12 protein-coding genes and 1 other RNA gene are annotated in these 14,056 nt (G+C 60.3%); 8 read left to right on the top strand and 5 right to left on the bottom strand.

Translation table 11 applies throughout. The features are described from left to right. Nucleotides 1–27: 27 nt before the first annotated feature. From PW792_15395 to ssrS, 4 genes are all read right to left on the bottom strand, one after another. Nucleotides 28–2,679 (bottom strand): DUF3536 domain-containing protein, encoded by a 2,652-nt coding sequence (locus tag PW792_15395; GenBank protein ID MDE1163307.1) that lies wholly within the window; start codon nt 2,677–2,679, stop codon nt 28–30. A 5-nt stretch (nt 2,680–2,684) separates the two neighbouring features. Beyond that, complete coding sequence (locus tag PW792_15390) at nt 2,685–3,113, bottom strand: DUF2809 domain-containing protein (GenBank protein MDE1163306.1); 429 nt, start codon at nt 3,111–3,113, stop codon at nt 2,685–2,687. Between the two features lie 6 nt (nt 3,114–3,119). Continuing rightward, nucleotides 3,120–3,836: a DNA-3-methyladenine glycosylase gene (locus PW792_15385; protein ID MDE1163305.1), complete on the bottom strand. Its 717-nt coding sequence runs from the start codon at nt 3,834–3,836 to the stop codon at nt 3,120–3,122. 69 nt (nt 3,837–3,905) lie between these two features. Continuing rightward, a non-coding RNA gene (gene ssrS / locus PW792_15380) (6S RNA) lies at nt 3,906–4,094 on the bottom strand. A gap of 126 nt (nt 4,095–4,220) precedes the next feature. On the opposite strand from ssrS, the gene PW792_15375 reads away from it, so the two are divergent. Next, nucleotides 4,221–5,147, top strand: coding sequence for a hypothetical protein (locus tag PW792_15375; GenBank protein MDE1163304.1), 927 nt, complete (start codon nt 4,221–4,223; stop codon nt 5,145–5,147). Between the two features lie 305 nt (nt 5,148–5,452). Here PW792_15375 and PW792_15370 read toward each other — a convergent pair whose 3' ends face one another. After that, nucleotides 5,453–6,073, bottom strand: a complete 621-nt coding sequence (locus PW792_15370) for a YkgJ family cysteine cluster protein (protein ID MDE1163303.1) — start codon at nt 6,071–6,073, stop codon at nt 5,453–5,455. Nucleotides 6,074–6,138: 65 nt separating this feature from the next. Here PW792_15370 and PW792_15365 point away from each other — a divergent pair, with 65 nt between their 5' ends. The 7 genes from PW792_15365 to xrtJ all read left to right on the top strand — a co-directional run bounded on the left by PW792_15365 (nt 6,139) and on the right by xrtJ (nt 13,981). After that, entirely contained in the window at nt 6,139–7,038 is a 900-nt protein-coding gene (locus PW792_15365; GenBank protein ID MDE1163302.1) for an oxidoreductase, read from the top strand. A 109-nt stretch (nt 7,039–7,147) separates the two neighbouring features. Continuing rightward, nucleotides 7,148–8,053 carry a decarboxylating 6-phosphogluconate dehydrogenase gene (gene gnd / locus PW792_15360; GenBank protein MDE1163301.1) on the top strand — a complete coding sequence of 302 codons (906 nt, stop codon included), beginning with the start codon at nt 7,148–7,150 and terminating at the stop codon, nt 8,051–8,053. 112 nt (nt 8,054–8,165) lie between these two features. Then, complete coding sequence (gene zwf, locus PW792_15355; protein ID MDE1163300.1) at nt 8,166–9,695, top strand: glucose-6-phosphate dehydrogenase; 1,530 nt, start codon at nt 8,166–8,168, stop codon at nt 9,693–9,695. Nucleotides 9,696–9,832: 137 nt separating this feature from the next. Next, nucleotides 9,833–10,648, top strand: coding sequence for a 6-phosphogluconolactonase (pgl, locus tag PW792_15350; protein MDE1163299.1), 816 nt, complete (start codon nt 9,833–9,835; stop codon nt 10,646–10,648). Between the two features lie 137 nt (nt 10,649–10,785). Continuing rightward, entirely contained in the window at nt 10,786–11,826 is a 1,041-nt protein-coding gene (gene glk / locus PW792_15345) for a glucokinase (protein ID MDE1163298.1), read from the top strand. A 257-nt stretch (nt 11,827–12,083) separates the two neighbouring features. Beyond that, on the top strand, nt 12,084–12,257 hold the full coding sequence (locus PW792_15340; protein ID MDE1163297.1) for a PExPT-CTERM protein: 174 nt from the start codon (nt 12,084–12,086) through the stop codon (nt 12,255–12,257). A 155-nt stretch (nt 12,258–12,412) separates the two neighbouring features. Then, nucleotides 12,413–13,981, top strand: a complete 1,569-nt coding sequence (gene xrtJ, locus PW792_15335; protein MDE1163296.1) for an exosortase J — start codon at nt 12,413–12,415, stop codon at nt 13,979–13,981. Nucleotides 13,982–14,056: the final 75 nt, after the last annotated feature.

Raw genomic sequence — 14,056 nt, 5'->3', positions numbered from 1 at the left:
TTTCTCTATTGGGTTCATCGTTGCTGGTTAGAACGTTGCCACGCCGTGCTCCACCACAAGATCGTCGACGCTGATCTTCAGTGCGACGCCCAGTTTGCGGAAGCCGTCACGCCACTCGCGCGACCACTCTGCAGCACTTTCATGCTGCAGCAGATCGTTCCAGATGTTCTGCGCTTGCCACAGGTTGATGTCCATCGGCAGGGACCGCAGGCTCTCGGCGACCGCCACCGTTTCGTTTAGCACGGTCAGCGTTCCTGCAGGTTCGGCCGCTTCCAGCGCGGTCATCGCCCGCTTCATGCGCTTGTCTGCGGCGTAAGCCAGCAGCGGCGTATCCAGTGTCAGCTTGTCCAGCTGCGCTCGCCGTACGAGCCGCGAGACCTCTGCGGTATCGTACGTTTCGCCTTCGAGCGCGCGCCGCAGCGACGCGTTGACGGCAAAGCCTGCGGTCAACGACAGCGCCGCAGGCACCGGCATGTTGCTCTCGGTCAGGAAGTGCAGCAACGTTGCGTGCTCTTCATAGATGCGAGTCAGCGAGCCTTCCACCTCGTCCATCGTCTGGTCGAGAATGCTCTGCATAATCCGGTGCTGCTCATCGGCAAACAGCGAGGTCAGGGAGTACATCGACCCACCAAAGAAGCGGTCGACCAGGCGGATCAGGTCAGGAAGATTCGCACGAATGATCGCGGTCTTTGCCTGCTCTTCGAACTCCTTCCACATCGCCTCGTCTTCCGGCGTGTAGCCTCGCACGGCGGCGGAGAGGTTCTGGTCGCCAAGGTGCAGCACGGCGAAGCAGACGTCTTCGGTCTCTTCCGTGATGCGTGACTTCAACGATGCCACTCCGAAGGCAAAGCGCCCGCGTCCCGAGGCCAGCACCTCATAGGTGCGTCGCTGCACATCGAAGCAGAACAGCTGTCCGGCGTCGGGGTAAGAGCGGAAGATCGAGCTGATCGCATAGTGCGCGCCGACATGCTCGAGATCAAGCCGTCCGCCCACAACGTAGCGGCGATAAACCTCTGCGCCGTTGCCAATCTCGGGCACGTTGGACTCTGCCTGCTCCAGCAGCGCAAGAAACTCTGCTTCCAGAGCCTTGCCCGGTGCTCCAAAAAGCTGACCGGCAAGCTGCAGCACACGGCCTGCGTAGGCGATAATTTGCACCGTTTCGATGCCGGAGATCTCATCGAAGAACCAGCCGCAGCTCGTGTACATCAACTGCGTGTGGCGCTCGAGCTCCAGCAGTTCAAACGCCGTCATGCGCTCGGCTTCGTTCAACGTATGCGTGGTGTGCTCGGCAAAGAAGTTGTCGATCGTCTCCTGCGAGCGGTCGAGCACGACCTGGATGTAGGCATCGCGAGCTTCCCAGAGGTCCTTGAAGAGCGGCTTCGCCACGTTCTCTGCCAGCGGTGCTGTGCGGTCGCGCAGCAGGTCGAGAGCGGCGCGCAGCGGTGCACGCCAACGCTGGTTCCAGCCCTGCTTGCCGCCGTTGCAACCGCAATCCGAGCGCCAGCGTTCGATACCGTGTGCGCACGACCACGAAGAATCATCGACCACTTCTGCTTCAGAGTGCGGCGGAAACTTCGCCAGAAACTCGCCGTAGTTTGTCGAGATGGCAAGCTTGTTCTGCTCGATCCAATGCATCGCATAGCTCAACGCCATCTCGCCATGGCGATGATGATGGCCGTAGCTTTCGCCGTCGGTCGCTACATGCGCAAGCTGGGGAACGTCCTTCGGCTTGGACTCGTCAATGCCCGTCAGCAAGCGTTGTGCGAAGGTCTCGCCGGAGTTCAGCAGGCCTTCAAACGCGATCGCGCGAGAGTTCGGCCCGTTGTAAAAGAAGACGGAGATCGAGCGGCCTTCATCAAGCTTTACGAGATACGGATGCGTCGTATCGACGTCGGAGTTCGGTGTTTCTGTCCACTGTGTCCATTGGGCCTGGACCTCAGCTGCGACCTTCGCAGGCTTCGAATCAGCGGTGTCTTTCGCGTCGGTAGCGCCACGATGACGCAGCGCTCTCGCCTCTACTTCAGAAGCGGTCATCGGCTCAGCAATCTCCGATGTCGCAAGCGGACGAACCCGGGCACACTGGTGCGGCGCGAGTACGGTGAACTTAATGCCTTCTTGCGCAAGCAGGTCGAGCACCCAGCGGCTCACGGCTGTCTCCGCCAGCCAGATACCTTCAGGCTTTCGTCCAAAGCGATGTTCGAAGTCGGCGATGCCCCAGCGGATCTGCGTGCGCGCGTCGCGCTCGTTCGCCAGCGGCATGATGATGTGGTTGTACACCTGCGCCATCGCGGAGCCATGCCCACTGTAACGCTCTGCGCTGGCCACATCCGCTTCCTGAATCATGCGATAGGTGCGCGGCGCAAAGTCCTTCAACCAACTCATCAGCGTGGGCCCGAAGTTGAAGCTCATGCGCGAGTAGTTGTTCATGATGCGCGTAATCTCGCCGGCCTTGTTCTGGATGCGCGACGCGCCGTTCGGCGCATAGCACTCGGCGGTGATGCGCTCGTTCCAGTCATGGTACGGCGCAGCAGACTCCTGCACCTCCACCGTCTCCAGCCACGGGTTCTCACGCGGAGGCTGGTAGAAGTGGCCATGCACGCAGACGTAATGCTGCGCTGCACTCGGCGTAGATTCAACAGTGTCGAGGGTCTGTGTCGCGGGATTCTCGTTACGCGCCATAGCGTTCAGGATACCGAATGGCGGCTGCCAGCTCCTAGCCGGGGCTTTTCATCCGCTGGAAGTGCGTGTCGCGCATCGATCATCGCGGCGAGAAGAATTCCCAGCCAGTATGCCGCAATATTGTGTGGGGAGAAGATCGCACCAAGCAGAAGCTTGCCTGCCAGCGTGTGGCGAAAGGCATCCAGCGGCGGCCACGCCATCAGGCGGCTGAACTCCACCGCTAGCGCAATCGCTGCACTGAGCAGGGCCAGCCGGCGCGCGGAGGTGCGAGGCAAAATCGTCGCACAAAGGCAGTACACCGCCACCGCCCACAGCATCGAACCACCGTACTTCCAGGCAAAGCGCGGCAGATGCAGCGGAGCGTATCTCCACAGGATTCCCACCGTTGTGACAGCGATAAGAGCGAGAGCTGCATGTGTCCGGCGTGCGGGCATAACGGCTTACTCCGGCTGAACGATTTTGCCTGCTGCGAGGTCGCAGGCACGCCACATGTACCAACTCGCCACCGAACGCCAAGGTTGCCAGCGCTTTGCGCGTTTTGCCATTACCTCCGCGCTTGGCAGCATGTCGGCGGTCACTTTTGTGTCAGGCTTCAGCCCCTGAAACGTCAGGGCAAAGCCTTTGCGCACGCCGTAGTCGCCAACCGGCAGAACGTCGGGTCGACCAAGGCGAAACATCAGCATCATCTCCACGGTCCAGCGGCCGATGCCGCGAACCTGCGTCAGATGCTCGATCACTTCGTCATCACTCATGCGGCGAATCTTCGCCAGCGTCGGCACGGTGCCGTCGAGAGTCTTTGCTGCCAGATCGCGCAGCGCGAGTGTCTTATTGTGCGAAAGACCAGCGCCGCGCAACTGCTCGTTGGGGCAGTCAAGCAGATGCTCTGGCAGAGGATGCTTGCCAAACCCGCATACTGGCGCAAAGCTTTCGAGCATGCGCCCATGAATGCTGGCCGCAGCCTTGCCATGTATCTGCTGGTAGATGATCGCTTCCACCAGCGCCTCAAACGGCGACTGCTTCGGCGAAAGCCGCATGGTGAACGGCCCGGTCTTATCGATCAGCTTTGCAAGCCTGGTGTCGGCAGACCGCAAAGTAGCTACAGCCGCCTCAACGTCATACGGAGGCTTCTGCGTGCGATGAGTATGGGGGCTGGGCATGGGAGGGGTGAGGTGCTGCGGCCGTTTTCTAAACCCTGGGCCCTAAACCCTACACCCTGGATTTAGTAAGACCGACCCGCTGGGCCGTGAGTCGAGTTGCAGGTGAACCCGCCGGTAAGCGGTGGGGTCTAGCCGAGGTTCTTTAGGCTTTCGGGACTGGCCGACATAGCACACCGAACCTTCGCACGAGCCAAACCCCTGTTCAAAGAGTATTGGTTCAACCTGCAGTGGTCGCCCGCACCTGCTTTGCAGGTCGGTCTCTGTCGTCAGATGCTAGCCCACTCCTGTGCGGATAGCAACCTGTGTAGAAACTCTGCGGTTTCTGCACGTCGGTGCAGGAAACGGTAGAATGAAGCCAGAGATTTTCTTCCGAAAAGGGACATAATGAGCACTGTTGCCAACGCGCTGGGAGCGCATGTGGAAGCCGCGGTCAAGGCCGCCGGCCTTGTGTTGACACCGGCTGAGCCCGGTAAGGACTTCGCCGGTAATCCGACCGCACGCGCCACCGTTGCGCTAGCCTCCGACCCTGCCAAGAGCGAGAACCTGGAGCTCAGCGAGCAGTTCGATGCCAGCAATCCGAAGTTTGCCGACCAATTGAAGCAGTACTTCGCCGAGATCGCCGAGCGCCTGAAGAACCCGCGCCCGAACGTTTATCTCACGCTGCTCGGTCTGCCGTTGTCGTTCGACAACTTCGCGTGGCCGTTCCACGGCTCCACCTCCGGCGCGGACACCTTCATCGTCCACGGCGACATTCACCTCGAAAACGGCGAAGCCCCGATGCTCCACTCGAAGATCTCCGCGTCCCTGACGCGCACCTTCGCCGAGGTTGTCAGCGCGCTCGAGCAGCCGTTTGCGGAAGCGTTCGTCTACAACGCTGTGCGCAAGATCCTCGATCAGGGCCAGCTTGAGCTCGTGAAGAGCGGCAACCGCCAGCCGGTTCCGGTCACCACGCGTTACTACTCGGCCAAGCAGGGCAAGTTCATCTTCAACGACACCGACGCAGAGCAGCGCAAGGATTTCGTTGCGGGTAAGGTCTTCTGGCTGAGCCACGTCCTCGGCGGCGGACAGCCCGTCTGGATTGCCGATCCGCGCGACGCTCAGTACCTGAACACCACGGTTGCTGAGCTTAGCTCTGCGGCTGCGGCGCTCGCCAGCGAAGGCCTGCTCACGGTTTCGGCCGCTGGCTGGGCTGCTGCGACGGACAAGCTCGCTGCGAAGAAGGATGAGTTCTACGCCACGCTCGAAGAAGGCCTCGACTTCACGAAGCCCAGCTTCAACGAAGACATGCGCGCTGGCAACACGAATATGTAATCGCCTGCGAGGGCGAAACAGTAGACATTAGAGTGTAGACAGTAAGGTGAGCTGGATCGGCGAATGTATGTTCGCTTCTCCAGCTCACTTTTTTGCGGATATTTTCTGCGCTCGCCGCTGTCCACTTCCTGCGCCAGCCTCTTGACTTGTCATCTTGAGCTGTAGGCGAAGGATCTGCTTGATGCTCACTACGCCACCACGCTCAAGCGAGCCGCACAAGACCTTCGCGGAGCTTTGCGACCCTAGCGCCCTTAGCGTCGAAGCTTTCCCCTGCCCTCGCAGCAGCTATCTGTACGCTCCACTCTCTATTCCTCTACGCTCTGCATCGAAGCCACTAGCGCAAATGCCACCACCGTAGGCCCTTTCATCACTGCGCGCTCCTCGGCTTTGGCGATCAACTCTTCCTCCAGCCCGCGCCAGCTTTGGTCCATCTCGCAGCGTGCGACCTCCTCCGCAGGAGCATCGATAAAGCAAAGCTCGCACACGGTCAGGTGCTCCTCCTCATCGCGTACCGGGGGCCCGAAGGTCCTGCACTGCACCGGCCGCCACGCATAGACATCGCATGTTCCCGTCGCCGGGTCGAGCGCTGGGCAAATCTCGTCGTTGGCGAACTCTTCAAACGCCTCTTCGTGCTCCGGCTCGGTAAAGAGTTCGCCCGTAGCTGCATCGCCGGGGAAGCCCTCTGCAAGCAGCCGCGCCACGCTCTCCCGAGCCCGCTCGATCACTCTTGCCCGCGTCGCCTCACTCACGGCCTGGAGGCCGGTCCGCAGCCCTTCGGCATCCAGCGGAGAGATCGCAAAGACACCCGTGCAGCACTGATGGCAGCCCGGTTTGCAGGCCAGCCACGTGCCGGAGCGTTCTGCGGCAGACTCCAACGCGGCATCGATTCGTGGGAAGAGATCGCTCAGGGGAAACAGATCGTTCATATCGCTAAAACCAGTCTAGTCATTCAATTTGCATCGCGAAGCGATCGGTTTGCGTCCTAGTAGCTATGAGCACTGCTGAAGCACTCACCCGCAATAACTCCTCGCAGCGCGGCAAGACCTGGTTTATTACCGGTACCAGCTCCGGCTTTGGCCGTTTGCTGGCCGAGTACCTCGTTTCGCTCGGTGCCAACGTCGTCGCAACTGCTCGCAATATTGCTACCCTCTCCGACCTTGAAGCCAAGGCGCCCGCACAGGTTCAGCGCCTCACACTCGACATCACGCAGCCTGCGCAGGTGGACGGAGCGGTGAAGGACGCGCTCGCCCGCTGGGGCCAAATCGACGTTCTGGTGAACAACGCGGGCTACGGTCTGACCGCGGCTTTCGAAGAAGCGACTGAAGACGAGTACCGCCCGATGTACGAGACGAACGTCTTCGGTCTGGTCCAGATGACGCAGGCGGTTCTGCCGCACTTCCGCGAGCGCCGCAGCGGCAATATTCTCTTCCTCTCCAGCATTGGCGGGTTGGTTGGTCTACCCGGCTGGGCGTTTTACAACTCGACTAAGTTCGCCGTGGAAGGCCTCGGCGAAGCGCTCGGCGCAGAGCTGGAGCCGCTCGGCATCGACGTCACCATCGTGGAGCCCGGCCCCTTCCGCACCGAATTCCTGGGAAGCTCCGGCAAAAAGTCCAAGGTGACCATTGCGGATTACGAGCAGACCGCCGGCAAGACGCGTGCCTACATGGAAGCGCAGAACGGCAAGCAGGCTGGCGATCCGCAAAAGGCTGTTGAAGCGATGGTGGCGGCCGTCTCTGCGCCGAAGTCGCCGCGCCATCTGGTGCTCGGCAAGCTCGCCTACAACCGTTTCCAGCAGAAGATCACCTCTTTCCAGGAAGAGATGGAACTTTGGAAAGAAGTAACGTTTGACGCCGACTTTCCCGGCGTCGAGGCAGCAACACCCTACAAGTGAGGCGCGGCAGCACAACGCGCTCCGTTTATCAAAACTCCGTGACAAGTTTGCATTGACACGGCATAGGAGTAGTCTCTAAGTGGCGTCACCCACGCCAAGGATAGAATCCATGGAACTCGGAATTATCGGTCTCGGAAAAATGGGCGGCAACATGGCAGAACGCCTCCGCCGCGCCGGGCACACGATCATTGGCTTTGACTTCAGCGCAGATGCGGTGAAGAAGCTTTCTGACGCCGGTTCGAAGGGCGTCAGCTCACTCGAAGACATGTGCAAAGCGTTCACCGGTCGCAAGGCTGTGTGGATTATGGTTCCCGCGGGCGATCCCGTGGACAAGACCATCGCTGGCCTCAAGCCCTACATGAACAAGGGCGACATCTTCATCGACGGTGGCAACTCCAACTACAAGGACTCGCAGCGTCGCTACGAGGAGTTGCAGAAGGAAGGTTACGAGTTCGTTGACGTTGGAACCTCTGGCGGCATCTGGGGTATCACCGAAGGCTACTCGATGATGGTTGGCGGCGACGTCGCCACGATCGATTACCTGAAGCCGATCTTTGAAACGCTTGCTCCGGCAGCCGACAAGGGTTGGGGACGCACCGGCCCTGCCGGTGCTGGTCACTTCGTCAAGATGGTGCACAACGGCATCGAGTACGGCATGATGCAGGCGTACGCCGAAGGCTTTGCGATCTTCGAAGCCAAGAAGGAACTCGAGCTCGACAACGCGCAGATTGCTGAAATCTGGCAGTATGGCTCGGTCGTTCGTTCGTGGTTGCTCGATCTCACTGCTGATGCGCTCAAGAAGAATCCTGAGCTCGACGGCATTGCTCCCTACGTTCCGGACTCGGGCGAAGGCCGCTGGACGGTCTTTGAAGCTATCGACCTGAACGTTTCTGCGCCGGTGATCACCGAGTCGCTCATCCGCCGCATCCGTTCGCGCGAAGACAACAACATGACGGACCGCATGCTCAGTGTCATGCGCGGTGCCTTCGGCGGTCACGCCATCAAGAAGGATTAACAAACCTAAGAGAAACGAGAAGCGAGATATGGGGTACGAAACGCGCGATTTGCGCATAATTTCGTATCTTGTATCTCGCCTCTCGCATCTCTCTCCTTAGGAGAACGTAGTAATGCCAGAAGTTGGACAGTCTCTTACCGACGGGGAAACGATCGACAAGCACGAGCGCGTGCCGGATCCCTGCATCGTTGTTATCTTTGGCGCCTCCGGCGACCTGACCAAGCGCAAGCTGCTCCCCGCGCTCTTTCACCTTAAGCAGCAGAACCTTCTGCCTGAAGATTTCGCTGTGGTCGGCGTGGCACGTCGCGATCTTTCCGCGACCTTCTCCGCTGACATGCAGGACGGCATCATCAAGGGCGGCGGCGTGGACGCGGGCGACTCCGCACTCAAGCCTTTCATGGACAAGGTCAAGTACTTTGCCACGAACTTTGACGACGACGCTGGCTTTGAGAAGCTCAAGGGCTTCCTCGCCGAACTCGACGGCCAGCTTGGCACCAAGGGCAACCGCCTTTTCTACCTCGCTGTAGCCCCCGAGTACTTCGCCGACATCGCGCAGCGCCTGCAAAAGCACGGTATGACCGAGACCACCGACGAAAAGTGGACGAACGTCATCATCGAAAAGCCTTTCGGTGTCGATCTTGAAAGCGCGAAGAAGCTGAACACCGAAATCAACGCGGTGCTCAAGGAAAACCAGATCTTCCGCATCGACCATTACCTCGGCAAGGAGACGGTGCAGAACATCCTCGTCTTCCGCTTCGGTAATGCGCTCTTTGAGCCCATCTGGAACCGCAACTTCATCGACCACATCGAGATCACCGCTGCTGAGTCCATCGGCATCGAAGGGCGCGGCCCGTTCTATGAGACGGCTGGCGCACTGCGTGACGTTTTGCAGAACCACGTCATGGAAGTGCTCTCGTTCGTTGCGATGGAGCCACCTGACAGCTTTGCTTCCGAGGCCGTACGCACGGAGAAGCTGAAGGTCTGGAAGGCCATTGAGCCGATCCCGGTCACCGACACCGTTCGCGGCCAGTATGCTGCGGGCACGGTCGACGGCCAGAGCGTCATCGGCTACCGCCAGGAAGATCGCGTCAACCCGGAGTCGACCACCGAAACCTACGCTGCCATGAAGCTCGAAATCGAGAACTGGCGCTGGGCTGGTGTGCCGTTCTACATCCGTGCGGGCAAGCGTCTCGCGAAGCGCGTGACGGAAGTCACGGTTGTCTTCAAGCAGCCGCCGTTGCACCTCTTCAAAAACAACGCCACCGACGGCAAGATCCAGCCGAACGTGCTTCAGCTTCGCATTCAGCCGGACGAGGGCATCACGCTCAGCTTCGGTGCGAAGATCCCCGGCCCGACCACCAACGTCAAGCCGGTAGAGATGCACTTCAGCTACGCGGACGCCTTCGGCAAGAGCTCGGCAAACGGTTACGAGCGCCTGTTGCTCGACGCCATGCTGGGCGACGGCACGCTCTTCGCCGAGCGTGAAGGTGTTGAAACCACCTGGGCGCTGATGACCCCGATTCTCGAAGCCTGGGCAGCAAACCCGCCCAAGGACTTCCCGAACTACGAGTCCGGCACCTGGGGCCCGAAGTGTGCCGATGATCTACTGGCGCGCGACGGCCGTAACTGGCACAAGCTGTAACGACAGGGCGTAGAGGGTAGAGTGTGGAGCGTAAATATTCGCTCGCCTCTACCCTTTTGCCATTGCTGCCACCACTGTGATTCCGGGGCGTTCCACGCTCCACACTCTTATCTCTACACTCTGCTTTTGGAGCCCCCATGCCTCGCACTGTCAACGTTACCTACCAGGTCTTTCCCACGGCAGCCGACATGGCTCTGGCCTCGGCTCGCTACTTTGCTTCGCGCGTGGAGCACGCCGTTGCCAACCGCGGCATCGCCCGCATCGCCATCTCGGGTGGTTCCACCCCGCAGGCCGCGTTCAAGCTCCTCGCCGATCCCGCCGGCCCCTTCCTGAACACCGTGCCGTGGGACAAGCTCCAGCTCTTCTGGGTGGACGAACGCTGCGTTCCGCCGACGGACCCCGAATCGAACTACGGCGTCTGCAAGCAGCTTCTGCTCGACCTGGTGCCGATTCTTCCGGCAAACGTCTTCCGCATGGAAGGTGAGCTTGACCCTGAAGAGGCCGCCTCGCGCTACGAAGCCACGATCCGCAACGCGCTGAAGCTCGAAGGAGCTGAGTCGCCGCGCTTCGACCTCGTCTGGCTGGGTATGGGGCCCGATGGTCACACCGCCTCGCTCTTCCCGCACACGGAAGGCATCAACGAGATGGGCCGCATCGTCATCGCCAACCATGTTCCGCAGAAGGACACCTGGCGCATCACGCTCACCTGGCCGGTCATTAACGACGGGGCCGAAGTTGCCTTCGGCATCGCCGGCGCGGACAAGGCCGAAGTGCTCGCACACGTCCTGCTCGGCGAGCGCAACGTTGACGAGTACCCCTCACAGCTCATTCGTCCCAACACCAGCAAGCTGCTTTACCTGCTGGACGAGGCAGCCGCTGCCAAACTGCCCGTAGCCACGGAGGTCTTCACGACCACGCATGGCACGCGCAAGGTCGGTACGCTGGAAATTTAGTGGAAGCGACGAAGAAGGAAAGAGGCGGGGTCGCAGGAAGTAGGGAGCGTTACTCCTACGCCCTGCTTCCTCGCCTTTCTTCCTTCCATCTACATTTCATGTACCTTGAAATAGCGGTTAGGAGACCGTAACACCCCATGATTCTTGCAGGCGACGTCGGCGGCACCAAAGTACATCTCGCGCTCTATAACTTCACCGGTGGCAAGCTGCAGCCGGTTCGCGACCAGAAATTTCCCGCCAGCGAGTTCGCCACGCTCGACGCTGTCGTCAACAAGTTTCTCGAAGGCTACGAGTCGCAAAAGAAGGACATCATGGCGAGCTGCTTCGGCTGCCCCGGCCCCGTCCGCGACGGTCGCCTGAAGCTGACGAACCTGCCCTGGACGCTTGACTCTCGCGACCTGCAGAAGTCCCTCGATATCGAGCACATCTTCCTGATCAACGACCTTGAGGCCAACGGCTACGGCATCCCGGAACTCGCCGCCGACAAGGTGGAAACCCTGCACGTGGGCGACCCCAGCAACGTCGGTCACCGCGGCCTTGTTTCGGCAGGAACCGGCCTTGGAGAAGCGCTGCTCATCTGGGACCCCACCCGTCAGCAGCACCGGCCGATCCCCTCGGAAGGCGGCCACAGCGACTTCGCTGCACGCAACGAGCGCGAGATTGCTCTGCTGAACTACCTTCGCCGCACCTTGAACGGCCGCGTCAGCTTTGAGCGCGTTGTCTCTGGTCTCGGCATCAAGAACATCTACGCCTTCCTGCGCGACGATCAGAAGATGGAAGAGCCGCAGTGGCTGCACGAACGCATGCAGAACGAAGACCCCAACGCGGTCATCGGCACCTGCGGCGAAGACGGCTCCAGTGAGATCTGCGCCGCAACGCTTGAGATGTTTGTCTCCAGCTTCGGGGCTGAAGCTGGCAACGTTGCCCTCAAAGTGCTCGCCAACGGCGGCGTCTACCTTGGCGGTGGCATCGCTCCCAAGATTCTGAAGACGATGAAGAATGGCGAGTTTACCAAGGCATTCCTCGATAAGGGTCGTCTCTCGCCCATGCTGGAGTCCATGCCCGTGCGCGTTATCCTGGACGATACCTGCGCTCTTCTCGGTGCTGCGGCGTATGCCGAAGCCCGTGCTTCGGATCTCAGCGGACACTCCGAGCGCGCTGCCAGCATTCACGCCTGAAGAGGAATTCAGCTTGCTAACGGCTGCTCGAATGCAGTACAAGTACCATCTGCTGTTCAACGGCCTTGTCTACCGTGCTTGAAATCAATGGTTTCAGCGCCTTGAACAATTCCCCGGCTCCTATGGCGCAGGACGGAATAAGGTGGCTGATTTTCGGCCTCCGAAGTAGTTTTTATCGTGCTGTTGCCGGATTTCGGTATATTTGTCGTACGTTGATATAAATCAAAGCAGCACTTCGGTGTTGTACGAGGCCTCTGATGAAGAAGACTTTGCTTTCGGTGCTGTCGGTCGTGTTTGTTCTGTCTGTTGCAGCACCCGCATTTGCCCAGGGCGGCTGCGTTAACTCGCCGGAGAACCCGACGGCGATCTTGATGCTGGTTGGTTCCGCAGGCGCTGCCTTCGCTGCCTTGCGTGGGCGCTTCCGCCGCTAACCCTTCGCGGAGGGCTCGCCGGTTAGTGCCGCGCCTGAGCCCTGCGTCAGGCTGATTCGTTCACGATGCTATCTCCTTCAGCAGTCGATGGTGCGCGTACTCAACCATCGACTAAGGCGCGCCTCGTATCCGTTCTTCGGATGCCTCCTTTTGTGGTGCTTGCAGCGCTCCTTGCCATTGTGGGCGTGTTCTCCATCTTCTCCACGGCAGGTTATCTGTGGGCGCTCTGGCTTACAGATCCGCTGAAGTCCATTGGCGCCTTTATCCCGGTGGTCAGCCTTATCCTCATCCTGCGTGCCTGGCGTTCGCTGGACTGGGAGATGCGTGGCACCTGGTGGGGGCTGGTCGTTCTTGTGGCCACCATCGTGCTGGTTCACGTTCGTGACCACGCGGTCCTGGAGCTTATCCTTTCGCCATCCTGGGCGATCTTTCTGCCGCCACACTCGCTGGTTGCGCTGGCGTACACCTCGGGCGTCGTTCTGCTTTTTGGCGGGACCCGGCTGTACCGCGCCGCGCTGTTTCCTATCCTGCTCACCTGGTTTGTAAACCCGGTTCCGCACACGTTTAATCTCGTGGTGGATCTGCCGCTGCAGCATGCCTCTGCGGCAATCGCCCGCGGCTTCGCCCACGCCCTGGGGCAGAAGCTCTCGCCCGATCAACTCCGCCTGATGTTTACGCCGGACTTCGGCATGTTCATCGCTCCGGGCTGCAACGGCATCCGCGGCTCCATCACGATGGGCTTCATCGCGCTGATCGCGGGATACGTCTACCGCTTCCGCACGCGGGTCATCGTGATGGTGACGCTCTGCGCCATCCTGCTCGGCTACGTGTTCAACCTCGTTCGCCTGTGCGTTCTGGTGCTGTATTACATTGTGGCGTTGCACATCACCTGGCTGCAGAACCGAGCCGAGATGGGCGACTACATCATCGGGGCCTGCCTCTTCTTCTTTGCGACGACGCTCTTTTTCTCGCTTGTTCGCCGCTTCAGCGCGACGGGCGATCTTCGTCCTCCGCCTTTGCCTGTTCGCTCCGAGCCGCGCAGCGAGCGCGTATCGACTTCGTCTTTCCTGGTGCGTTTTACCGCTCTACTGCTTATCTTCGCGGTGGGCAGTATCTCTTACGCCCGCGCTCTGATCGCGGAACGCGGCCACAAGAATGTAGTGAATGACCCCAAAGCTCTCGGCAACTTCCCGAAGCAGATCGGCGACTGGAAGCTAAGCCGGGAGTGGAACGAGTACCTTGTGACCGGGCCACTGATCTTCTACTGGGCCGATTACACGCCTGTCGGTGGTGGCCCGGTGGTCTCTGTAGGGATCTCTCCGGTTCTCGGAGCGCATGACACGCTGATCTGCCACTCCGCGCGCGGGGAAGACTGGCTCTGGCATGGGGACCTTCCGCTGCGCACAGCCGCTGGCGAAGCAGCCTTCGTCGGCTCTTTCTTCAACGACGGTGCCACGCAGTACCTTGAGGCCACAACGCTTTGCGAAAACGGAAGCTGTGGCCAGCACTCTTCGCCTGCCCGCCACTTCGGCCTGGTCTATAGCCATCCGGATACCCATGCGCTTCTGGAGCAGGACCCCAACCGGGTGATGCCGGTGCTTCTGCGTACGGAAACGACGGATACGGCGATGGCCCCCGACCGGGCCCGGGCAGAATTGACCCAGAATTTGCGGCAATTTCTTGCCGCCGCACGGCTGAATGACTTCACCGCACCCTATCGTTGAGCTTGCGAGGCGTGATAGCCTCATCGCAAACTTCCAGAACCTCTGCGGCTGCGTGTCGCGGTTGATTCAGCTTTA

It is taken from the genome of Acidobacteriaceae bacterium (assembly GCA_028283655.1).
Lineage (GTDB): Bacteria > Acidobacteriota > Terriglobia > Terriglobales > Acidobacteriaceae > Granulicella.
The sequence above is the reverse complement of the archived record's forward strand: the minus strand, read 5'-3'. Positions and strand labels throughout refer to the sequence as shown.